The 23,753-nt window shown below is 56.0% G+C and carries 21 protein-coding genes; 18 read left to right on the plus strand and 3 right to left on the minus strand.

Translation table 11 applies throughout. The annotated features are described in order from the left end of the window. Genes M2120_RS06810 through M2120_RS06820 form a run of 3 tightly spaced genes read right to left on the minus strand, consistent with a single transcriptional unit; the run spans position 1 to position 1,845 of the window. On the minus strand, positions 1-471 hold the full coding sequence (locus tag M2120_RS06810) for a hypothetical protein (RefSeq protein WP_280797956.1): 471 nt from the start codon (positions 469-471) through the stop codon (positions 1-3). A 49-nt stretch (positions 472-520) separates the two neighbouring features. Next, positions 521-979 carry a SprT-like domain-containing protein gene (locus M2120_RS06815; RefSeq protein ID WP_280797957.1) on the minus strand — a complete coding sequence of 153 codons (459 nt, stop codon included), beginning with the start codon at positions 977-979 and terminating at the stop codon, positions 521-523. Positions 980-984: 5 nt separating this feature from the next. Next, positions 985-1,845, minus strand: a complete 861-nt coding sequence (locus M2120_RS06820; RefSeq protein ID WP_280797958.1) for a spermidine synthase — start codon at positions 1,843-1,845, stop codon at positions 985-987. 232 nt (positions 1,846-2,077) lie between these two features. Between M2120_RS06820 and rpoB the strand changes: the two genes are divergently transcribed. The 18 genes from rpoB to rpsC all read left to right on the plus strand — a co-directional run bounded on the left by rpoB (position 2,078) and on the right by rpsC (position 23,753). Continuing rightward, entirely contained in the window at positions 2,078-5,572 is a 3,495-nt protein-coding gene (gene rpoB, locus M2120_RS06825; protein ID WP_280798167.1) for a DNA-directed RNA polymerase subunit beta, read from the plus strand. A gap of 40 nt (positions 5,573-5,612) precedes the next feature. Further along, positions 5,613-9,488 carry a DNA-directed RNA polymerase subunit beta' gene (rpoC, locus tag M2120_RS06830; RefSeq protein ID WP_280797959.1) on the plus strand — a complete coding sequence of 1,292 codons (3,876 nt, stop codon included), beginning with the start codon at positions 5,613-5,615 and terminating at the stop codon, positions 9,486-9,488. An 88-nt stretch (positions 9,489-9,576) separates the two neighbouring features. Then, positions 9,577-10,215, plus strand: a complete 639-nt coding sequence (locus M2120_RS06835) for a hypothetical protein (RefSeq protein ID WP_280797960.1) — start codon at positions 9,577-9,579, stop codon at positions 10,213-10,215. A gap of 213 nt (positions 10,216-10,428) precedes the next feature. Further along, positions 10,429-10,803 (plus strand): 30S ribosomal protein S12, encoded by a 375-nt coding sequence (gene rpsL / locus M2120_RS06840; RefSeq protein WP_096382570.1) that lies wholly within the window; start codon positions 10,429-10,431, stop codon positions 10,801-10,803. After that, complete coding sequence (rpsG, locus tag M2120_RS06845; RefSeq protein WP_096382567.1) at positions 10,803-11,273, plus strand: 30S ribosomal protein S7; 471 nt, start codon at positions 10,803-10,805, stop codon at positions 11,271-11,273. The genes rpsL and rpsG overlap by 1 nt, the downstream gene beginning before the upstream one ends. 43 nt (positions 11,274-11,316) lie before the next feature. Then, complete coding sequence (gene fusA / locus M2120_RS06850) at positions 11,317-13,434, plus strand: elongation factor G (RefSeq protein ID WP_280797961.1); 2,118 nt, start codon at positions 11,317-11,319, stop codon at positions 13,432-13,434. Between the two features lie 83 nt (positions 13,435-13,517). Then, the gene (gene tuf / locus M2120_RS06855; protein WP_280797962.1) at positions 13,518-14,711 is read left to right on the plus strand and encodes an elongation factor Tu; all 1,194 of its coding nucleotides are present in this window, start codon (positions 13,518-13,520) and stop codon (positions 14,709-14,711) included. Between the two features lie 223 nt (positions 14,712-14,934). After that, the gene (locus M2120_RS06860) at positions 14,935-16,425 is read left to right on the plus strand and encodes an APC family permease (protein ID WP_280797963.1); all 1,491 of its coding nucleotides are present in this window, start codon (positions 14,935-14,937) and stop codon (positions 16,423-16,425) included. A gap of 72 nt (positions 16,426-16,497) precedes the next feature. Beyond that, complete coding sequence (locus M2120_RS06865; RefSeq protein ID WP_280797964.1) at positions 16,498-17,394, plus strand: cytochrome b/b6 domain-containing protein; 897 nt, start codon at positions 16,498-16,500, stop codon at positions 17,392-17,394. A 64-nt stretch (positions 17,395-17,458) separates the two neighbouring features. Further along, the gene (locus M2120_RS06870; protein ID WP_280797965.1) at positions 17,459-19,126 is read left to right on the plus strand and encodes a SulP family inorganic anion transporter; all 1,668 of its coding nucleotides are present in this window, start codon (positions 17,459-17,461) and stop codon (positions 19,124-19,126) included. A gap of 361 nt (positions 19,127-19,487) precedes the next feature. Continuing rightward, positions 19,488-19,796: a 30S ribosomal protein S10 gene (rpsJ, locus tag M2120_RS06875; protein ID WP_030147986.1), complete on the plus strand. Its 309-nt coding sequence runs from the start codon at positions 19,488-19,490 to the stop codon at positions 19,794-19,796. Positions 19,797-19,804: 8 nt separating this feature from the next. Next, entirely contained in the window at positions 19,805-20,461 is a 657-nt protein-coding gene (rplC, locus tag M2120_RS06880) for a 50S ribosomal protein L3 (protein WP_280797966.1), read from the plus strand. A gap of 3 nt (positions 20,462-20,464) precedes the next feature. Beyond that, entirely contained in the window at positions 20,465-21,112 is a 648-nt protein-coding gene (rplD, locus tag M2120_RS06885; RefSeq protein WP_280797967.1) for a 50S ribosomal protein L4, read from the plus strand. Beyond that, entirely contained in the window at positions 21,112-21,417 is a 306-nt protein-coding gene (gene rplW, locus M2120_RS06890; protein ID WP_110232724.1) for a 50S ribosomal protein L23, read from the plus strand. Before rplD ends, rplW begins: the two co-directional genes overlap by 1 nt. A 25-nt stretch (positions 21,418-21,442) precedes the next feature. Then, complete coding sequence (rplB, locus tag M2120_RS06895) at positions 21,443-22,279, plus strand: 50S ribosomal protein L2 (RefSeq protein WP_277494943.1); 837 nt, start codon at positions 21,443-21,445, stop codon at positions 22,277-22,279. A gap of 15 nt (positions 22,280-22,294) precedes the next feature. Then, the gene (gene rpsS / locus M2120_RS06900) at positions 22,295-22,576 is read left to right on the plus strand and encodes a 30S ribosomal protein S19 (RefSeq protein WP_096382546.1); all 282 of its coding nucleotides are present in this window, start codon (positions 22,295-22,297) and stop codon (positions 22,574-22,576) included. A gap of 26 nt (positions 22,577-22,602) precedes the next feature. Then, positions 22,603-22,998: a 50S ribosomal protein L22 gene (rplV, locus tag M2120_RS06905; RefSeq protein ID WP_280797968.1), complete on the plus strand. Its 396-nt coding sequence runs from the start codon at positions 22,603-22,605 to the stop codon at positions 22,996-22,998. Then, positions 22,998-23,753: a 30S ribosomal protein S3 gene (rpsC, locus tag M2120_RS06910; RefSeq protein WP_280797969.1), complete on the plus strand. Its 756-nt coding sequence runs from the start codon at positions 22,998-23,000 to the stop codon at positions 23,751-23,753. Before rplV ends, rpsC begins: the two co-directional genes overlap by 1 nt.

The following is a 23,753-nucleotide window of genomic DNA, read 5'->3' on the forward strand; positions in this document are numbered from 1 at the left end:
CTAGCTCCAGCTAGGTGCAAGCTTTTTCAGCTTGGCACCACGGATCTGCCAGAACGCCCACATCCCCAGGAAGATAAACGGGGTGAGCAATCCCGCCTTCACGACGAGGCGGTCTCGATACAGGGTCTGCTTGTTTCCCGTTTCGGACACAGCCATGCGGTGGTCCCACGACTTTACTGCACTTAATGGTCCGGAAAGTGGTTTGCCCGAATCCACCATCATTCGAACACCACCAGGGCGCTGGGTGAAGGACACGTCAATGGTCTGGCGTCCCAGAGGAATGATTCCCAACAATCTCATCGATACTTCGTGGGGACCATCTCCCGTCCACGCCCCAGGGAACCCGCCCTGTTCTTTCGAGACGATTTTCACCAGTGGCGAAGAGACAGCGCGGAACACCTGAGGGTTAGAAATTGCACGCCACGCAGCGTCAGGCTCGCAATCGAGCGTGAGGCGAAGAAAGACGTTCACGAGAAATCCCTTGAGTGTTCACAGGGGAATTACCCCCTCAAGAAACACGCTAGCTGATTTCTCGCTTCTGCCACGTAATTAAATTGGCACGATTAAACCCGCGTCCGCATTCTCCGCAGCTGAGCACCTTCGTGGGTTGGCGGAACCGGTAGTGCTGGTGACCGCGGGGGCATTCTCCCAACCACGGGGCGAGTTCATTGGCGGCACTGCCATCGTGGGTGCGCTTACCGTCATAACCCAGTTCGTAGGCGATACGTTTCCAGGTTGGTCCATGTCCAGCACGAGGACCCGCTATGGCGTGTGCGACTTCGTGCAACAAGATTTGATGCACCTCGTCGTCCTCATATTTGGCCGCGAGGTGGCGAGAGACTGAGATGCGTTTGTCCGTGAAATTACACAGCCCTGCTCGCGTGCGGGCATGGTCGAAGCCAAAGCTCCAGATAGTCGGATCTAAATGCAAGCGGATGAGGGCATCCGCCCATTTAGTCACACGTTCTAAATCAGCCACTTAACTTACTTCTTAGAAATCTGGAACAGCGTCTTATTTGGCGTGGGGCTGGGAATGGCTGTGGTGTCGAGAACGATCGGTGCATTGGCAATGAACTGTTTCATTTCTGCACCCTCAACTGCCTTGGCGGGGTGGGGGCCTCCCGCCAGGAGCCGGGGGAGCCAGTGCCCTATACAGTTGTCAGTGCTTCCGACCAACACCACATTGCCGAAGCGACGACCTTTGAGCACCTGGGTTTCGGCCAAGGCAATGACGTTGGGCAGAACGGCATGCAGTGTGGCAGCTTGGCCGCGGGCAAATGCCAGGCCTGGACCGTCTGCCACATTCACAATCAGGACACCGTTTGGGGAGAGCAGCTTGGCTGCTTCGGTGTAGAACTCGACCGAGGTCACGTGGGCAGGTGTGCGGGCACCGCTAAAGACATCCACGATGACGACGTCGACGTTGCCGTGAAGTCCGGTGGGCAATTTGCCCATCACTTCACGGGCGTCGCCGTAACGTATACGGATATTGGCCCCTCGTTGGAGGGGGAGATGTTCCCGGACAAAATCAATCAGGTCTTGCTCGAGTTCAATCACTTGTTGACGAGAACCGGGGCGAGTGGCCTCGATATAGCGGGGGAGCGTCAGTGCACCACCGCCTAAATGAACGGCGGTAATGGGCTGGCCAGGTTCCCCAACCTGGTCCAGCACATGCCCGATACGGCGGATGTATTCAAAAAACAGCTCACCGGGATCATCAATAAAGACGTGAGATTGGGGGGTGCCGTCAACTTCCAGAATGAAAGCACCGTCTTGATACGGATCGGGCTCGATCGAGGCACGCAATCCGGAGGATTTGAGAGTGATGGCTGGATTCGTTGCCATAGCCTCACACCACCTACAAATTTCAACTAGACACAGACCCGCAAGTCGTTATAGAGTTGTTATTTGCGCTTGAAGTTTTGTCATGCCCTCATATTGCGGTCGGGGTGACAGTTTCTAAACTTGCAGCTAAATCTGCGAGTTGCCCCACTTTAGCGGGAATTTCGAGTTCGCAAAACATCCCACACCAACCAAAACCATGATGGTCCACGACGGACCCACGGAGGTTATTTCCTTGGCTGCTGCGCGCAACGCAAAAGACACCAAGTCCATCAAGAACGGCCGTAGTGCATCGCGCCTGTCGTTCGCGAAGATTACGGACACTTTGACTGTTCCCGATCTTCTGGCACTTCAGACCGAGAGCTTTGACTGGCTCGTCGGTAATGAACACTGGCAGAAGCGGGTTGAAGAAGCAAAGAAGGAAGGTCGTCAGGACCTGCCTTCTCGCACTGGTCTGGAGGAGATCTTCGAAGAGATCTCTCCCATCGAGAACCTCGATGAGACCATGCAGCTCTCCTTCACCAACCCTTACCTCGAGCCAGAGAAGTACTCGATCTATGAGTGCAAGGAGCGTGGCAAGACCTACGCTGCTCCTCTGTATGTAGAGGCAGAGTTCATGAACCACGTCACGGGTGAAATCAAGACCCAGACCGTGTTCATGGGTGACTTCCCCCTGATGACCGAAAAGGGAACCTTCATCATCAACGGCACCGAGCGTGTTGTTGTGTCTCAGCTGGTTCGTTCACCCGGTGTCTACTTCGAGCGTGCACAGGAAAAGACCTCTGACAAGGATGTCTACTCCGCACGCATCATCCCAAGCCGTGGTGCATGGCTCGAGTTCGAAATCGACAAGCGTGACGCTGTGGGTGTTCGTATCGACCGTAAGCGCAAGCAGTCTGTCACCATCTTCCTCAAGGCTCTGGGCCTGACCAGCGAAGAGATCGCAACCGAGTTCGCTGGTTACGACTCCATCCTGCAGACCCTAGAGAAGGACACCATCCTCACCAAGGAAGACGCACTGCGCGACATCTACCGCAAGCTCCGTCCAGGAGAGCAGGTAGCTGCAGAAGCTGCACGTGCACTTCTTGACAACTTCTTCTTCAGCGCAAAGCGTTACGACCTGGCCAAGGTTGGTCGTTACAAGATCAACCGCAAGCTCGGTCTTGAAGCTCCGCTGACTGACTCCGTACTGCGCGTTGAGGACATCATCGCCACCATCAAGTACTTGGTCGCACTGCACAACGACGAGAAGACCATCCCTGGTGTTCGCGACGGCAAGAAGGTTGACATCCGCCTCGACGTAGACGACATCGACCACTTCGGTAACCGTCGTATCCGCGCCGTGGGTGAGCTCATCCAGAACCAGGTTCGTACCGGTCTTTCCCGTATGGAGCGCGTCGTTCGCGAGCGTATGACCACTCAGGACATTGAGGCAATTACTCCTCAGACCCTGATCAACGTCCGTCCCGTTGTGGCAGCAATCAAGGAGTTCTTCGGTACTTCTCAGCTGTCACAGTTCATGGACCAGAACAACCCTCTGGCCGGTCTGACCCACAAGCGTCGTCTCTCGGCACTGGGCCCCGGTGGTCTTTCGCGTGAGCGTGCAGGTGTTGAGGTTCGTGACGTTCACTCGTCCCACTACGGACGTATGTGCCCCATCGAAACCCCTGAAGGTCCAAACATTGGTCTGATTGGTTCGCTCGCATCGTTCGCGCGTATCAATGCCTTTGGTTTCATTGAGACCCCCTACCGCCGCGTCGTCAAGGGCAAGGTAACCGAGCACATCGATTACCTCACCGCTTCGGAAGAAGATGACTTCGTCGTGGCACAGGCAAACGCTGTACTGACCAAGGACAACCACTTCGCTGAAGAGCGCGTACTGGTTCGCCGTAAGGGTGGCGAGGTTGAACTCGTTCCAGCCGCAGAGGTGGACTACATGGACGTTTCTCCACGCCAGATGGTTTCTGTTGGTACCTCACTGATTCCATTCCTCGAGCACGACGATGCTAACCGCGCACTCATGGGTGCCAACATGCAGCGTCAGGCTGTGCCACTGCTGCGCAGCGAAAGCCCACTGGTTGGTACCGGTATGGAAAACTTCGCAGCTATCGATGCTGGTGACGTTATCCTCGCCAACAAGGCAGGTGTCGTTTCTGAGGTTTCGGCTGATGTCGTGACCGTTCAGCTCGACGAGGGTGGAACTGAGGATTACTTCCTGCGCAAGTTCGACCGCTCAAACCAGGGCACCAGCTACAACCACCGTGTCATCGTGACCGCTGGTGAGCGTGTTGAGGTTGGTCAGGTCATCGCTGATGGTCCTGCAACCGAGAACGGTGAACTGGCTCTGGGTAAGAACCTGCTCGTGGCATTCATGCCTTGGGAAGGTCACAACTTCGAGGATGCGATCATCCTCTCGCAGCGCCTGGTTCAGGACGACGTACTTTCTTCGATTCACATCGAGGAATACGACGTTGATGCTCGCGACACCAAGCTGGGTAAGGAAGAAATCACTCGCGACCTTCCCAACGTGTCGCCTGAACTCATCGCAAACCTTGATGAGCGCGGCATCATCCGTATCGGTGCAGAGGTTCGCCCCGGCGACATCCTGGTCGGTAAGGTCACCCCGAAGGGTGAGACCGAGCTTTCTGCTGAAGAGCGACTGCTCCGTGCCATCTTCAACGAGAAGAGCCGCGAAGTTCGCGACACTTCGCTGAAGGTTCCACACGGTGAGTCCGGAACCATCATCGGTGTGAAGGTATTCGACGCAGTGAACGACGAAGACGAGCTCGGCTCGGGCGTCAACCAGCGCGTTGTTGTCTACATCGCCCAGAAGCGCAAGATCACCGAAGGTGACAAGCTTGCTGGTCGTCACGGAAACAAGGGTGTTATCGCCAAGATTCTCCCTGTTGAAGACATGCCATTCCTCGAAGACGGTACCCCCGTTGACGTCGTTCTCAACCCACTGGGTATCCCCGGTCGTATGAACTTCGGTCAGGTCCTGGAGACCCACCTTGGTTGGATTGCGAAGCAGGGTTGGAAGGTAGATGGTTCACCTGAGTGGGCTGCAAACCTTCCTGCAGAAGCATTCGAGGCTGCCCCTGGCACCAAGGTTGCTACCCCTGTATTCGATGGCGCTCTCGAGGAAGAAATCGCGGGTCTGCTTGACTCCACGACTCCTACTCGTGACGGCGACCGCCTGATCGGTTCTTCCGGTAAGGCACGTCTGTTCGACGGTCGTTCTGGTGAGCCATTCCCCGAGCCCATCTCGGTTGGTTACATGTACATCCTGAAGCTGCACCACCTTGTCGATGACAAGATCCACGCACGTTCAACGGGTCCTTACTCGATGATCACGCAGCAGCCTCTTGGTGGTAAGGCACAGTTCGGTGGACAGCGCTTTGGTGAGATGGAGGTGTGGGCACTGGAAGCTTATGGTGCCGCTTACGCACTTCAGGAACTGCTCACCATCAAGTCCGACGACATCGTGGGCCGTGTCAAGGTTTACGAAGCCATCGTCAAGGGTGAGAACATCCAGGAGCCCGGTATCCCCGAGTCGTTCCGCGTTCTCATGAAGGAAATGCAGTCCCTCGGTCTCAACGTTGAGGTTCTCAACGAAGCTGGCGATGTTGTCAGCCTCCGCGACGCCGACGATGAGGCATACCGTGCAGCCGAAGAGCTGGGTATCAACATCTCTACCCGTTTCGAGTCTTCGTCAATCGACGAGATCTAAACGACAGTCAGACAAGTAAGAATCTAAGGAAAGAGTTAAATTGCTCGACGCAACCGCTTTTGACAAGCTTCGTATCGGTCTGGCCACTGCTGACGACATTCGTCGTTGGTCGTTTGGTGAGGTCAAGAAGCCCGAAACAATCAACTACCGTACCCTCAAGCCTGAGAAGGACGGCCTCTTTGGTGAGCAGATCTTCGGACCTTCTCGCGACTGGGAATGCTCCTGTGGCAAGTACAAGCGTGTCCGCTTCAAGGGCATCGTTTGTGAGCGCTGTGGCGTAGAGGTCACCAAGTCATCCGTGCGCCGTGAGCGCATGGGTCACATTGAGTTGGCTGCTCCCGTTACTCACATCTGGTACTTCAAGGGTGTTCCTAGCCGTCTGGGTTACCTCCTGGACATGGCTCCCAAGGACCTCGAAAAGGTCATCTACTTCGCTGCCTACATGGTCATCGACATCGATGAAGAGGGCCGTCACGCTGACATGCCTGGTCTGGAGAACGAGCTTCGTCTCGAGCTGAAGACCCTGGGTGACCAGCGCGACTCTCGAATCGCTGACCGCATGCAGCGCCTGGAGAACGACCTGGCAGCTCTCGAAGCTGAAGGTGCTAAGGCAGACCAGAAGCGTCGTGCGAAGGACGTAGCTGAGAAGGAAATGTCTCAGATTCGTAAGTCCATCGACGAAGAAATCGCTCGTCTTGAGCGCGTCTGGGATGACTTCCGCAACCTCAAGGTAGGCGACCTCAAGCCTGAAGACGCTGTCTTCAACGAGCTGGTAGACCGCTACGGCCTGTACTTCGACGCTTTCATGGGTGCCGAAGCTATCAAGCGCCGCCTGGAGACCTTCGACCTCGAAGCTGAAGCAGAATCGCTTCGCCTGGAGATCACCGAGGGTAAGGGTGCTAAGAAGATCCGTGCGATCAAGCGCCTCAAGGTAGTTTCTTCCTTCCTCAACACCGGTACCTCGCCTGCAGCGATGGTTCTCGATGTTGTTCCTGTGATCCCACCAGAGCTTCGCCCCATGGTTCAGCTCGACGGTGGACGTTTTGCGACCTCTGACCTCAACGACCTTTACCGTCGTGTGATCAACCGCAACAACCGTCTGCGTCGTCTGCTTGACCTCGGTGCACCTGAGATCATCGTCAACAACGAAAAGCGCATGCTTCAGGAAGCTGTGGATGCACTCTTCGACAACGGTCGTCGTGGACGTCCCGTTACCGGTACCGGTAACCGTGCGCTCAAGTCGCTCTCTGACATGCTCAAGGGTAAGCAGGGACGTTTCCGTCAGAACCTGCTCGGTAAGCGCGTGGACTACTCCGGTCGTTCCGTTATTATCGTTGGTCCTCAGCTGAAGCTGCACCAGTGTGGTCTGCCTAAGCAGATGGCTCTCGAGCTGTTCAAGCCATTCGTCATCAAGCGTCTGATCGACCTGAGCCACGCTCAGAACATCAAGAGCGCAAAGCGCATGGTTGAGCGTAGCCGTCCCCAGGTGTGGGATGTTCTCGAAGAGATCATCCGCGAGCGTCCAGTTCTGCTGAACCGCGCACCAACCCTGCACCGTCTCGGTATTCAGGCATTCGAACCTCAGCTCATTGAAGGTAAGGCTATTCAGCTGCACCCTCTCGTATGTGCTGCGTTCAACGCTGACTTCGACGGTGACCAGATGGCTGTTCACCTTCCGCTCTCGGTTGAGGCTCAGGCCGAAGCTCGCATCTTGATGCTTGCTTCGAACAACATCCTCAAGCCTTCAGACGGTCGTCCCGTGACCCTGCCTACCCAGGACATGATCATTGGTCTGCACCACCTCACTACCGTGAAGGAAGGTGCAACCGGTGAAGGTCGCGCATTCAGCTCGATTGCTGAAGCAATCCTCGCTCACGATCAGCACACGCTGGACCTCAACGCAATGGCACGTATTCGTCTGAACGACGTTGTCTTCGCTGAGGGTGAAGCACCTGAGGGTTACACCGGCGGTCCTGTATTGGTCAACACCACTTTGGGTCAGGCACTGTTCAACGAGGCTCTGCCCGCTGACTACCCCTACATCCAGAAGGTTGCTGACAAGGGCACCATCTCGGCTATCGTCAACGACCTCGCTGAGCGTTACCCCAAGACTGTGGTTGCTGCCACCCTTGACAACATCAAGGATGCTGGTTTCCACTGGGCTACTCGCTCAGGTGTGACCGTTGCACTCTCCGACGTTCTCACTCCTCCTAACAAGCGCGAAATCGTTGCTGGTTACGAGAAGCTGGCTGCGAAGGTTCAGTCTGAGTTCGAGAAGGGCATGATCACTGACAACGAACGTCGTCAGGAACTGATCAAGATCTGGACCGACGCTACTGCTGAAGTTGCTGAAGCTATGCAGAAGAACTTCCCTGCGAACAACACCATTAACCGCATGGTCACCTCTGGTGCTCGTGGTAACTGGCTGCAGGTTCGTAACATCGCGGGTATGCGTGGTCTGGTGAACAACCCGAAGGGTGAAATTATCCCTCGTCCGATCATCAACTCGTACCGTGAAGGTCTCTCCGTTGTGGAGTACTTCATCGCTACCCACGGTGCTCGTAAGGGTCTGGCTGACACCGCTCTGCGTACTGCAGACTCCGGTTACCTCACTCGTCGTCTCGTCGACGTATCGCAGGATGTCATCATCCGCGAAGAGGACTGTGGCACCACCAAGGGTCTCGACCTGCCTATCGCAACTGCTAACGCAGCCGGTGAGCTCGTCCGTGACGCAAACGTGGAGAACTCCATCTACGCTCGCAGCCTCGCTGCAGATGCTGTTGACCCCAAGGGCAACGTCATCGCAAAGGCTGGCGACGACGCAGGTGACGTTCTGATCGACACCCTCATCGCTGCTGGTATCCACGAGGTCAAGGTCCGCTCAGTCCTCACCTGTGAGTCCGCAACTGGTGTATGTGCAGCCTGCTACGGCCGTTCTTTGGCTACCGGCAAGCTCGTCGACATCGGTGAAGCTGTAGGTATTATCGCTGCACAGTCCATTGGTGAACCTGGTACTCAGCTCACCATGCGTACCTTCCACACTGGTGGTACCGCTGGTGCAGACGACATCACCCAGGGTCTGCCCCGTGTTCAGGAGCTCTTCGAAGCACGTACCCCTAAGGGTGCATCGCCTATCGCTGAGACTGCTGGTCGCATCACCATCGAAGAGACCGACAAGAGCCGTAAGGTTATCCTCACACCAGACAATGGTGACGAGGCCGTGATCTACCCTGTGCTCAAGCGTTCGACTCTCCTCGTTTCTGATGGAGACCACGTTGAACTCGGACAGCAGCTCCAGGTTGGAACCGTTGACCCCAAGGAAGTTCTGCGCGTACAGGGTGTTCGCGCCGTGCAGCAGCACCTCGTTGGTGGCGTGCAGGGCGTTTACCGCTCGCAGGGTGTTCCTATCCACGACAAGCACATTGAGGTCATCGTTCGTCAGATGCTCCGCAAGGTAACTGTTGTTGAGCACGGTGACACCGAACTCCTCCCAGGTGAGCTCGTTGACCGCTCGCGTTACACCGAGCTCAACCGCGCTGCTCTCACTGAAGGCAAGAAGACTGCTTCGGCTCGTCAGGAAGTTCTTGGTATTACCAAGGCATCACTGGCCACCGAGTCGTGGCTGTCGGCTGCATCCTTCCAGGAGACCACTCGTGTTCTCACCCAGGCTGCGATGGACGGCAAGTCCGATCCTCTCGTTGGCCTCAAGGAGAACGTCATCATCGGTAAGCTCATCCCCGCCGGAACCGGTCTTGCGAAGTACCGCAACATCGCTGTCGAGGCAACCGAGGAAGCTAAGGCAGAGCGTTACCCCAACCGCATCTTTGCGGCAGAGGGCGACTTCTCCGACGCTGACCTGAGCTTTGTCGACTTCGAGTCTTTCTCGTCGGATGACTTCTCTGGTAACTACAACTAAGTAGGAATCGAACTCTTTACCGAGTTTGAGACTTACCGAAAGCCCCGCCACTTGGCGGGGCTTTCGTCGTTATACGCTTAGGCGCATCATGAGTGACCCCACAACTGAGCACCCCGAGTTCTTTAAGCCTGCCCCCGAGGAAGAACCCACTGGCTTGGGCTTTGCCGGGGTCAATGCTTCGGCAACAACCGAGGATGCTCCTGCGGTTGAGGCTGCGCCCAGCAACCGCACAACCGGTGCTGTTGTTGCGCTTGTGGGCGGAGTCGTCTTTACCGTTCTCTATGCACTGGCTTCCTGGGGCTACAGCGCGGCGGCGTGGATGTATGGGGATTCTTCTGAGGGAACCCTTGCCTCAGTCTTTATCCAGGACCGCACTATTACCTTCTTGAGCACCCCCGTATTCTGGCTGACTTCGATTGCGTTCACCCTCTACTTCGTCATCTTGGCGGTGTTGATTAACAAGGGTCACTGGCGCACGTTCGTGCTCTGGGGGCTTGTGGTGGCCATCTTGACCTATGCCACCGCGATTGGGGCAGGTTTGCTTACGGTGCGGGCATGGACGCTCACCTTCAGTGAGGCAATCGACTTTATGTGGCACGGAATTGCCTTTAACCCACTGGTTTTGGTCGCTGTCGTACTCTCTCGGGAGATCCCCATCTGGTTTGGTGGCTGGATTGCAGTCAAGGGTCGCAAGCTCCGTGATGCACCCGAAGGTGTGCAGGAGTAAAACTGCCGTTTGACCGCGCCGGGCTAGCTGAGATAAGCTTTTGCCTTGGTGCGTTTTGCGTGCCAGAAACACCTTAAGGGTCAACCCACTTTCCGGTGGTGAACCCCCACGGCATATCTGCCTATAAATGGCTCCACACTCGTGGCGTCGCGGCAGATGTTTAGCTAAATCGTTTAGCGACTGTCACCGTGCAGTTTTATCAAGGAGTAAATAGTGCCAACTATTAACCAGTTGGTTCGTAAGGGACGTACGCCCAAGGTCACCAAGACCAAGGCACCAGCCCTCAAGTCGAACCCTCAGCAGCGTGGAGTATGCACCCGTGTGTACACCACCACCCCAAAGAAGCCCAACTCGGCTCTTCGTAAGGTTGCTCGTGTCAAGCTCAGCAACGGTACCGAAGTAACCGCCTACATCCCCGGTGAAGGTCACAACCTCCAGGAGCACTCGATGGTGCTCGTACGTGGTGGTCGTGTTAAGGACCTCCCCGGTGTTCGTTACAAGATCGTTCGTGGTGCACTCGACACCCAGGCCGTAAAGAACCGCAAGCAGGCTCGTAGCCGCTACGGCGCAAAGATGGAGAAGAAGTAATGCCTCGTAAAGGTCCCGCTCCTAAGCGTCCAGTAGTTGCCGATCCCGTATACGGCGCCCCCATTGTCACCCAGCTCGTCAACAAGATTCTTCTTGATGGCAAGAAGGGTCTCGCAGAGCGCATCGTTTATGGTGCACTCGAAGGTGTAACCGCTAAGACCGGTGCAGATGCAGTAGTTACTCTCAAGAAGGCACTCGACAACGTGCGCCCCACCCTTGAGGTTCGCTCTCGCCGTGTTGGTGGTTCGACCTACCAGGTCCCCGTTGAGGTTAAGCCTCACCGTGCAAACACCCTCGCACTGCGTTGGTTGACCAGCTACGCAAAGGCTCGTCGCGAAAAGACCATGACCGAGCGTCTCATGAACGAGATTCTCGATGCATCCAACGGTCTTGGCGCAGCAGTCAAGCGTCGTGAAGACACCCACAAGATGGCCGAGTCGAACAAGGCCTTCGCTCACTACCGCTGGTAGATCGAGCCAAACCCTGTTCATCTAACAATTTCGGAGGAATCCTGTGGCTCAAGAAGCCCTCACTGACCTAAGTAAGGTCCGCAACATCGGCATCATGGCACACATTGATGCTGGAAAGACCACCACCACTGAGCGAATCCTGTTCTACACCGGTGTAAACCACAAGATCGGTGAAACTCACGATGGTGCGTCAACCATGGACTGGATGGCACAGGAGCAGGAGCGTGGTATCACCATTACTTCTGCTGCTACCACCTGTTTCTGGAACAAGAACCAGATCAACATCATTGACACCCCCGGTCACGTTGACTTCACCGTGGAGGTGGAGCGTTCGCTCCGCGTTCTCGACGGTGCTGTTGCTGTGTTCGATGGTAAGGAAGGTGTTGAGCCTCAGTCTGAGACCGTATGGCGTCAGGCTGACAAGTACGACGTTCCTCGTATCTGCTTCGTCAACAAGATGGACAAGCTCGGCGCTGACTTCTACTTCACCGTAGACACCATCGTCAAGCGTCTGGGCGCTAAGCCACTTGTTATCCAGCTTCCTATCGGTTTCGAGAACACCTTCGAAGGTGTTGTTGACCTGGTAGAGATGCGTGCACTCACCTGGCGTGGAGACGCTAAGGGTGACGTGGAAATGGGCGCCAAGTACGACATCGAAGAGATCCCTGCTGATCTCGTTGACAAGGCAAACGAATACCGCGCAAAGCTCATCGAAGCTGTTGCTGAAGGTGACGATGACCTGCTCGAGCGTTACCTCAACGGTGACGACCAGTTCACCGTTGCTGAGATCAAGAAGGCCATCCGCAAGATGGTTATCGCTTCTGAGATCTACCCCGTTCTCTGTGGCTCTGCCTTCAAGAACCGTGGTGTTCAGCCCATGCTTGACGCTGTAGTTGACTACCTCCCCAGCCCACTCGACGTTGCCGCAACTCAGGGCCACGACGTGCGTGATGAGGAAAAGGTTCTCGAGCGTAAGCCAGATGCAAACGAGCCTTTCGCAGCTCTCGCGTTCAAGGTTGCAGTACACCCCTTCTTTGGTCGACTGACCTACACCCGCGTTTACTCGGGTAAGGCAGAGTCCGGTGCTCAGGTGCTCAACGCAACTAAGGACAAGAAGGAACGTATCGGCAAGATCTTCCAGATGCACGCCAACAAGGAAATCCCTGTTGACCTGATGTCTGCTGGTCACATCTACGCCGTGATCGGTCTGAAGGACACCACCACTGGTGACACCCTCTGCGATCCTGCAAGCCCCATTGTTCTGGAGTCCATGAGCTTCCCCGAGCCTGTTATCTCGGTAGCGATTGAGCCTAAGACCAAGGCTGACCAGGAGAAGCTCGGTACTGCTATCCAGAAGCTTGCTGAAGAAGACCCCACCTTCCGTGTTGAGCAGGACCAGGAAACTGGTCAGACTGTGATCTCCGGTATGGGTGAGCTTCACCTCGACATCCTCGTAGACCGTATGCGTCGCGAGTTCAATGTTGAAGCAAACGTGGGTAAGCCTCAGGTTGCCTACCGTGAGACCATCCGTCGCAAGGTAGACAAGCACGACTACACCCACAAGAAGCAGACCGGTGGTTCAGGTCAGTTCGCTAAGGTGCAGATCTCACTTGAGCCTCTTGAGGTTCAGGGCGACAAGATCTACGAATTCGATAACCAGGTCACTGGTGGACGTGTTCCTCGTGAATACATCCCATCTGTTGACGCTGGTTTCCAGGCCGCTATGGCAGTCGGTGTTCTCGCCGGCTACCCCATGGTCGGCGTCAAAGGCATCCTCGTTGATGGTGCCTACCACGACGTTGACTCATCGGAAATGGCCTTCAAGCTTGCAGGCTCAATGGCCTTCAAGGAGGCGGCCCGAAAGGCTGACCCCGTACTTCTCGAGCCACTGATGGCTGTTGAAGTTCGTACTCCAGAGGAGTACATGGGTGACGTTATCGGTGACCTCAACTCTCGCCGTGGACAAATTCAGTCCATGGAAGATGCAACAGGCGTCAAGGTCGTTAGCGCCCTTGTTCCTCTGTCGGAAATGTTCGGATACGTCGGTGATCTGCGGTCGAAGACCTCAGGTCGTGCGGTGTACTCGATGACTTTCGACAGCTACGCCGAGGTCCCGAAGGCTGTCGCCGACGAGATCGTCCAGAAAAACAAGGGCGAGTAACTTCGCTCCTTGTGAGTTCAGTAAAATAATCCAAACCCTGTAGTTTCCACCCGGAAGCTACTCGAATGTCCTAGGAGGACCCCGTGGCTAAGGCCAAATTCGAGCGCAACAAGCCTCACGTAAACATCGGAACCATTGGTCACGTTGACCACGGTAAGACCACTCTTACCGCAGCAATCTCCAAGGTTCTCGCTGACACCTACCCATCCGCAACCAACGTTCAGCGCGACTTCGCGTCGATCGACTCCGCTCCTGAAGAGCGTCAGCGCGGTATTACCATCAACATCTCGCACGTTGAGTACGAGACCCCTAAGCGTCACTACGCACACGTTGACGCTCCTGGTCACGCCGACTACATCAAGAACATGATCACCGGTGCTGCTCAGATGGATGGCGCAATCCTCGTGGTTGCTGCTACCGACGGTCCTATGGCTCAGACTCGCGAGCACGTTCTGCTCGCAAAGCAGGTTGGTGTTCCTTACCTCCTCGTTGCTCTGAACAAGTCCGACATGGTTGACGACGAAGAAATCCTGGAGCTCGTAGAGCTCGAGGTTCGTGAACTTCTTTCCAGCCAGGGCTTCGATGGCGACAACGCTCCTGTTGTTCGCGTATCTGGTCTCAAGGCTCTTGAGGGCGACGCAAAGTGGACCCAGTCCATCCTCGACCTCATGGAAGCAGTGGACAACAACGTTCCTGACCCAGTACGTGACAAGGACAAGCCATTCCTCATGCCTGTTGAGGACGTCTTCACCATCACCGGTCGTGGAACCGTTGTAACCGGTCGCGCCGAGCGCGGTACCCTCCTCATCAACTCTGAAGTTGAGATCGTTGGTATCCGCCCCACTCAGAAGACCACTGTTACTGGTATTGAGATGTTCCACAAGCAGCTCGATGAAGCATGGGCTGGCGAGAACTGTGGTCTCCTCCTCCGCGGTACCAAGCGTGAAGAGGTTGAGCGTGGTCAGGTTATCGTAAAGCCTGGTTCCGTAACTCCTCACACCAACTTCGAAGGAACTGCCTACATCCTTTCCAAGGATGAGGGTGGACGTCACAACCCATTCTTCGGAAACTACCGTCCACAGTTCTACTTCCGTACCACTGACGTGACCGGCGTTATCACCTTGCCTGAGGGCAAGGAAATGGTTATGCCTGGTGACACCACTGACATGACCGTTGAGCTGATCCAGCCCATCGCCATGGAAGAGGGCCTCGGCTTCGCTATCCGTGAGGGTGGTCGTACCGTAGGTGCTGGTACCGTAACCAAGATCATCAAGTAATTTTCTTTACTTGAACGTGGGCCCCGGCAAAGCCGGGGCCCACAGTCTTTTAACCTGTGGTGCTTATTTGCCCTCAGCGCCGGCAACTTACCAATAACTCTCCAAATAACAGGGATATTTTCATCTGGCGTTGCGGTATTTCTGGGATTACCCTGAATGTCAGCACGCCGTTGTGCATCCGTAATTCAGGACTGCATGGAGCGTGAAGACCGAAAGGTTTCGCATGTCGGAGTCCGTTTCACAAACGCACCACGAGGATGATGCGCATCTGAAAGCCCTGGGTTACCAGACCAGCTATTCACGCACCATGTCTCTCTGGGGGAACATCGCTCTCGGATTCACCTACCTCTCTCCGTTGGTAGCGATTTATTCACTGTTCGCTCTCGCCGTCTCCACTGGTGGACCACCTGCCATCTGGTGGATTGTGATCGTTGCCGGTGGTCAACTACTCGTTGCACTGGTCTTCGGTGAGATCGTGTCCCAGTTCCCCATTGCCGGTGGACTCTACCCGTGGGCACGGCGCCTGTGGGGTAAGCGGTATGCCTGGCTGATCTCCTGGATTTATGTCTGGGCCATGCTGGTAACCATCACCGCTGTGATTGAATTCAGCACCGGCTACGCCATGGAAATCTTTGGCGTTGCGGTAACCCCTGAATCAACCCTTGCCTTCGCCATTGGCATCTTGCTCGTGGCACTGCTACTGAATCTCGGTGGCACCAAGACCATGTCGCGCATTGCACGCATCGGTCTGGCTGCCGAGCTCGTCGGTGTTGTGGGTGTGGGTCTGTACCTGCTCATCTTCCAGCGTCGTAACGACTGGTCAGTTTTCTTCGACACCTTCGGTAAGGGCGATGGCGACTACATGACTGCCTTCGTTGCTTCCGCACTGGTTGGTCTGTTCATGTTCTACGGCTTCGAAGCTTGTGGTGACGTTGCAGAGGAAGTAAGCAACCCCGGGCGTCGTATTCCGAAGGCAATGTATTTGACGATTTTCGTTGGTGCAATTTCTGCACTGATGTCCTTCGCCGGATATGTCATGGCTGCGCCTAACCTGATCAGCATCGTCAACGGTGAAGACATGAACCCCATTCCAGCAATCCTGGAATCTTCCCTCGGTGTTGTCGGTGCCAAGATCTTCGTCGGTGTTGCCGTGCTGGCATTCATCTCGTGCATCTTGAGCCTGCAGGCAGCTGCTAGCCGCCTGATACAGTCCAAGGCACGCGATGGCATGCTTCCTGCAAGTGCCTGGTTGTCGAAGCTGACTCCTCGCACCAAGGTTCCCCGCAACGCTCTCTTCGTTGCCAGCGTGATCCCCATCATCCTGGCCGTCGTGATCTATGCAATGCCAGACACCCTTGTTCCCATTACCGCTTTCGCAGTTCTGGGTATTTACATCGCTTTCCAGTCGGTCGTTCTGGCCTCGCTGGTTCAGCGCTTCAAGGGTTGGAAGCCTGCTGGTCAGTTCCAGCTGGGTGCATGGGGTCTGATCATCAACATCGCTGCACTGCTCTATGGCATCTGGGCAATCCTGTGGTTGCTCCAGCCTGGAGCTAGCGGCAACTTTGTTGCCGACTGGGCTTCCTGGCTTGGGCTGGGCGTGGTTCTCGTGGCGGGCATTTTGTATATGCTCATCGCGCGTCCAGCGTCCAAGTCTGACGCTCCAGCTGGTGATGCCATTGAGGTGGCAAACAAAATGCGAGCTGCAGCAAAGTAATCCATCACTACTGAACACGGTGTGGGCCCCGGCATTGCCGGGGCCCACACTCGTTGGCGGTAGATTTGAAGGGTGAGTGTGCAGGTCAAGAAGGTTGCTGGGTGGTCAGCGGTGCTTCTGTTTTCGATGACTGCAGTGATCCTGGTTGCCCAGTGGATGCGCACCATTCCTGAGGTTGCCATCTTTATCTCGAACTACCGTGGTTCAACTCCGCTGCCTGAGGGTGCTCCTGTTGGTTTCCCTGCGTGGTTGGGCTGGCAGCACTTCTTGAACTTCTTTTTCCTGCTCTTTGTTATACGCACGGGTTGGATCATTCGTTCCAAGAAGCGACCTCCTGCGTTCTGGACTCCGACCAAGTTTCGCCTGAACAAGAACACCCCCGCTCAGCGCATGGGGCTGTATCACTGGTTTCACATCCAGATGGATTTTCTGTGGGTGCTCAATGGTGTGATTTTTATCGTGATGTTGTTTGTCACCGGACAGTGGATGCGCATCGTTCCCACTTCGTGGGACGTCTTTCCTAACGCAGCTTCTGCTGCCTTGCAGTATGCATCGCTGCGTTGGCCGCTAGAAAATGCCTGGGTGAATTACAACAGCTTGCAGGTGCTCGCCTACTTCGTCACCGTGTTCATTGCGGCACCAATTGCCATCAAGACTGGTTTACGCCTGTCACCCTTGTGGCCCAAGCAGGGATGGTTGCACCGAATCTTTCCTGAAAACGTGGCTCGCAAGCTCCACGTCATTGTGCTGTTCTACTTCTTCATCTTCATCGTGGCCCACGTCACCTTGGTCTTCACGACGGGTGCACTGCGTAATCTCAACATGATGTTTGCCGCCAATGACAGAACTTCGTGGTTGGGAGCAGGAATGTTTGGTCTGTCAGTGGTGGTTATGGTGGCCGGCTGGTTCCTCATGCGCCCCAGTATTCTCAAACCACTCGCTGCATTCTCCGGCAAGGTGCAAGGATAAACCTTCCCCGTGAGCGGAAGCTCAGGTGCTGGTAATTGGGCACCACAGGAATAGCCTTGGACTCATGTGGGCGACGCTGAAGTCACTGCTCCCGAGCCGAGCAGACTATTCCGCCCTACCTCGAACCTGGAAGTCAGACCTTCTCGCTGGACTCACCGTGGGTATTGTTGCCCTGCCGTTGGCGCTGGCATTTGGTGTCAGTTCTGGCGTGGGCGCAGAGGCAGGTTTGGTCACTGCCGTTGTTGCCGGATTTATTGCAGCAGTTTTTGGCGGCTCCAATGTTCAAGTATCTGGCCCCACCGGGGCGATGGTCGTGGTGCTCGCCCCCATCGTTGCCTCTCACGGTGCTGCGTCAGTCATCATTGTTGGCCTGATGGCCGGCGTGATTGTTCTTCTCTTGGGTTTGTTTCGTCTAGGCCGCTCGGTGTCCTTTATTCCGTGGCCCGTGATTGAAGGCTTCACCCTCGGTATTGCCGTCATCATCTTTGTGCAGCAGATCCCTGCTGCTGTGGGTTCCCCAGAGTTTGTGGAATCCACCAATGCGGTGGTCTCCGGTTTCAGTGCCATCCTCGCCGCGAATCTGGATGTTGCACTGTGGTCGCTCGGGGCTGTGCTCATCGTGGCACTGATTATGGTGGTCACCCCGAAGTTCATTCCGGTTGTCCCCGGATCCATCATTGGCATCATCGTGATTACGGTCTTCGCCGAGCTGACCGGTTCACCTTTGGTGCGCATTGGGGAACTGCCCAACTCGCTCGGGATGCCCGGGCTTCCCAACTTTGCCGGAGTGAATGTGGGGGAGCTCGTGGTTCCGGCACTTGCTGTGGCAGCACTCGCCGCAATTGAATCTCTGCTTTCTGCGCGAGTGGCAGCCAGCATGGCAAACACGGGAGTGTTCAATCCCGACCGTGAACTCGTGGGCCAGGGCCTTGCCTCGGTGGGCTCGGCATTCTTTGGTGGCATGCCAGCCACAGGCGCCATTGCCCGCACCGCGGTCAATGTGCGCTCAGGTGGCAAGACACGTGTGGCTGCCATTGTTCACGCCGCAGTGTTGTTGGCCGTGGTCTATCTGGCCACAGGTCCGGTCTCGCGCATTCCGTTAGCGGCGCTCGCCGGTGTTCTCATGGTGACAGCAGTGCGAATGGTGCCGAGCACAGCAGCGTGGAAGATACTGCGCAGCACCAAGCATGATGCGCTCATCTTTATTGCTACTGCGGTGATTACGGTTGCTCTTGACCTGATTGAAGCAGTGGTCGTGGGCATCATCGTCACAGTGTTGTTCTCGATCCGTGCACTCATCATGCGCGGCAGAGTTCATCAGGTCGAACTTCCCGGCCCAGCACAGCCAGGAGACGAGCGAATCGCGCTCTTCAGGATAGACGGGGCTCTCTATTTCGGTGTTGCCGACAAGATCCATGAGGAAGTGACGACACATCCAGATGTGTCCGTAGTCATCGTGCAGCTCTCGGGTGTGCAGTTCCTGGATGCCACCGGTGCCCAGATTCTGGCAGAGATCGTCACCCAGCTTGAAAGAGACGGGAAAACCGCCATCATCAAGGGAATTCCTGAGCAGCACCGAGAACTCATTACCCGCGTGGGAGTGCTGGGGCAGCTGCGCCACCCCAATCATCTCTTTGATAATTTAGAGCTCGCAACAGATCATGCTCGCTCGCATATAACACGGGAAGTTGCTGCAGCGGCGGAAGGTCTGCCCAGACCATTCTTCAGCTAAGGCAACTGTGGCGTGTTTGTAGGGCAAAGCCCTCGACACGCCCGGGTTGCACTCCGGTTATAAAGTGTGGCAGACTCTTCAAGTTCGACATTTTCTGCCCTTGTGCAGAAATCACTACCCTGGCAGTGCATAACGACGGATACATTCCGATCACGTTAGGCCGCAGGTAGAGGACATCGCCAAAGCTCTCCGTCGAGCCTGGGGTAACCCAGACTTTGCCGTGTTCGCGCGGGAGAGAGCCCAAGCGCATTGACATGTAAACAGTGGTGCGACACCTAAAAGTAGAGTGCCAGCGTTTTAACGCGAAGCGTCCAATGCAGCTCCGAGGCTGTACGACGCTCTGAATGAAAGAGAGAGTCACATGGCGGGACAAAAGATCCGCATTCGACTTAAGTCATATGACCACGAGGTCATTGACTCCTCGGCGCGCAAGATTGTCGACACTGTAACCCGTGCGGGTGCAACTGTTGTCGGCCCTGTGCCCCTTCCTACCGAGAAGAACGTGGTTTGTGTAATCCGTTCTCCTCACAAGTACAAGGACAGCCGCGAGCACTTTGAGATGCGCACCCACAAGCGTTTGATCGACATCGTCGACCCCACGCCCAAGGCTGTTGACTCGCTCATGCGTCTTGACCTTCCAGCCGATGTCAACATCGAGATCAAGCTGTAGAGGTCACCATGGCAAATCCAACTAAGACTGTTAAGGGTCTGCTCGGCAAGAAGCTCGGCATGACTCAGGTATGGGACGAGAACAACAAGCTTGTTCCCGTTACCGTTATCGAAATCACTCCTAACGTGGTTACTCAGCTGCGCACCGTTGAGAAGGATGGCTACGAAGCTGTTCAGATCGCCGGTGGCGCTATTGACCCTCGCAAGGTAAACAAGCCTGCGACCGGTCACTTTGAGAAGGCAGGCGTTACTCCTCGCCGCCACGTCACTGAGGTTCGCACCCCTGATGCTTCGTCCTACACCGTAGGCCAGGAGCTCACCGTTGACTCCACCTTTGAAGCCGGCCAGAAGGTCGACGTCATGGGTACCAGCAAGGGTAAGGGTTTCGCCGGTGTTATGAAGCGTCACAACTTCGCCGGTGTATCCGCATCTCACGGTGCACACCGTAACCACCGTAAGCCCGGTTCGATCGGTGCTTCTTCGACCCCAAGCCGCGTCTTCAAGGGCATGCGCATGGCTGGTCGTATGGGTGGAGAGCGCGTAACCGTGCTCAACCTCAAGGTTCACGCAGTAGACGCAGAGAAGGGCCTCTTGCTTGTCAAGGGCGCAGTTCCTGGTGCACGTGGCCGCCTCGTATTCGTTCGCAACGCAGTGAAGGGGGCGTAGTCCATGGCTACCGTTACCACTCTCGATGTCGTTGACCTCAAGGGCAAGAAGGCAGGCTCCGTTGAGCTTCCTGCAGAGCTCTTTGACGTTACCGTCAACGTCCCACTGATCCACCAGGTTGTCGTAGCTCAGCTTGCTGCTGCCCGTCAGGGTACTCACAAGGTCAAGAGCCGCGGCGAAGTTTCTGGTGCAGGTCGCAAGCCTTTCAAGCAGAAGGGAACCGGTCGCGCTCGTCAGGGTTCGATCCGTGCTCCTCACATGACTGGTGGTGGCATCGTGCACGGACCCGTGCCACGTAGCTACGCGCAGCGCACCCCCAAGAAGATGATTGCTGCAGCTCTGCTCGGAGCTCTCTCTGACCGCGCACGTGGTGGACGTCTCCACGCCGTGACCGCATTCGGTGAGAACACTCCTTCGACCAAGGTTGCTTCTGACTTCTTGAACACCATCGCTAAGAGCAAGAACGTTCTCATCGTTCTTGAGCGTAACGATGAGCTTTCGCTCAAGAGCGTTCGCAACCTGCCTAACGTTCACGTTCTGAACTCAGACCAGCTGAACGCTTACGACGTGCTCGTCTCTGACGACATCGTGTTCACTCAGGAAGCAATTACTTCCTTCGTGAACAGCAAGAAGAAGGATGAGGTCAAGTAATGACTCTCGACGTGTGGAACAAGGACCCTCGCGATGTCATCATCGCTCCGGTCGTTTCGGAAAAGAGCTACGGCCTGATCGACGAAGGTAAGTACACTTTCCTGGTTGACCCTCGCTCGAACAAGACCGAAATCAAGCTCGCTATCGAGAAGATCTTCTCGGTTGAGGTTGCTTCGATCAACACCCTGAACCGTCAGGGCAAGACCCGCCGTACCAAGTTTGGCCAGGGCAAGCGCAAGGACACCAAGCGCGCCATCGTCACTCTGAAGTCCGGATCCATCGACATCTTTACGGCCGTTGGCTAAGCGGAACGGATAAAGAGGATTAATCATGGCTATTCGTAAGTACAAGCCCACAACCCCGGGCCGTCGTGGCTCGAGTGTTGCGGACTTCGCTGAAATCACTCGTTCGACTCCTGAAAAGTCGCTGCTTCGCCCCCTGTCCAAGACCGGTGGCCGCAACAACCAGGGTCGCATCACTACCCGTCACATCGGTGGTGGCCACAAGCGCCAGTACCGCGTTATCGACTTCCGTCGTAACGACAAGGACGGCGTATTGGCAAAGGTCGCTCACATAGAGTACGACCCCAACCGCACCGCACGTATTGCACTGCTCCACTTCGTTGATGGCACCAAGCGCTACATCTTGGCACCCAACAAGCTGAGCCAGGGTGACTTCGTTGAGTCGGGCGCAAGCGCTGACATCAAGCCAGGTAACAACCTGCCTTTGAAGAACATCCCAACCGGTACCGTCATCCACGCGATCGAGCTCAAGCCCGGTGGCGGAGCAAAGATGGCTCGTTCGGCTGGTGCATCTGTTCGTCTCGTTGCTAAGGACGGCCCCTACGCGCAGCTTCGTCTGCCATCGGGTGAAATCCGTAACGTTGATGCTCGTTGCCGCGCCACCATTGGTGAAGTTGGTAACGCAGAACAGTCCAACATCAACTGGGGTAAAGCTGGCCGCATGCGTTGGAAGGGCGTTCGCCCAACCGTCCGTGGTGTTGCTATGAACCCAGTCGACCACCCACACGGTGGTGGTGAGGGTAAGACCTCCGGTGGTCGTCACCCTGTCAGCCCCTGGGGTCAGAAGGAAGGCCGTACACGCCGTCCTAACCAGGAAAGCGACAAGCTCATCGTCCGTCGTCGTACCGTCGGCAAGAAGCGCTAGTAGGAGTTACAGAAGATGCCACGCAGTCTTAAGAAGGGCCCCTTCGTTGACGAGCACCTGCTTCGCAAGGTTGTTCGCCAGAACGAGGCCAACACAAAGAACGTAATCAAGACCTGGTCACGTCGATCAATGATCATCCCCGCGATGCTCGGTCACACGATTGCAGTTCACGACGGTCGCAAGCACATTCCAGTGTTCGTTACCGAAACCATGGTCGGTCACAAGCTTGGTGAATTTGCACCAACTCGTACCTTCCGCGGTCACGTGAAAGACGACAAGAAGGGCCGTCGCCGCTAACCGCGGTGACGATAGGAGGAATAGAAATGGTGGAGTCAGTCGCACGCGTGCGTCACATCCGCGTTACCCCTATGAAGGCTCGACGCGTTGTTAACCTGATCCGTGGAAAGCAGGCTCACGAAGCTCTCGCGATTCTGAAGTTCGCACCTCAGACCGCATCCGAGCCCGTATACAAGCTTGTTGCTTCGGCAATCGCTAACGCTCGCGTCAAGGCAGATGCTGCAAACGCATTCCTTGACGAGCAGGACCTCTTCGTTTCGGCAGCTTTTGTCGACGAGGGTGCAACCCTGAAGCGTTTCCGTCCCCGTGCACAGGGTCGCGCATTCAAGATCTTGAAGCGCACCAGCCACATCACTGTCGTACTTGCTACCCCCGACGAGCTCGAGGTTGCTGGCAAGGCTGCGAAGAAGGAGGCCAAGTAATGGGCCAGAAAGTAAACCCCTACGGCTTCCGTCTGGGAATCACCACTGACCACGTGTCACGTTGGTTCTCTGACAGCACGAAGAAGGGTCAGCGTTACGCTGACTTCGTGACTGAGGATGTCCAGATCCGTCGCATGCTCAGCAACACTCTCGACCGTGCAGGTGTTGCACGCATCGAGATCGAGCGCACCCGTGACCGCGTCCGCGTTGACATTCACACTGCCCGTCCCGGCATTGTGATCGGTCGCCGTGGCGCCGAGGCTGAGCGCATCCGCGCTGACCTCGAAAAGCTCACTGGCAAGCAGATCCAGCTGAACATCCTCGAGGTGAAGAACCCCGAGGCTGAGGCTCAGCTCGTTGCTCAGGGTATTGCTGAGCAGCTTGCAGGTCGTGTGGCTTTCCGTCGCGCAATGCGTAAGGGCCTTCAGGGCGCTCAGCGCGCTGGCGCTAAGGGTATTCGTATCCAGGTGTCCGGTCGTCTGGGTGGCGCTGAAATGAGCCGCTCCGAGTTCTACCGTGAAGGTCGTGTGCCACTGCACACCCTCCGCGCGAACATCGACTACGGCTTCTACGAGGCCAAGACCACCTTCGGCCGCATTGGTGTGAAGGTATGGATTTACAAGGGCGACATCACTAACAAGGAACTTGCTCGCGAGCAGGCTAACCAGAAGAGTGTCCGTCCCGAGCGTAGCGACCGTCCCCGTCGCGCCCCACAGGGCGAGAAGGCTCCGGTTGCAGCAGGAGTTGAGGCATAA

It is taken from the genome of Aurantimicrobium minutum, from assembly GCF_029893825.1.
GTDB lineage: Bacteria > Actinomycetota > Actinomycetes > Actinomycetales > Microbacteriaceae > Aurantimicrobium > Aurantimicrobium minutum_C.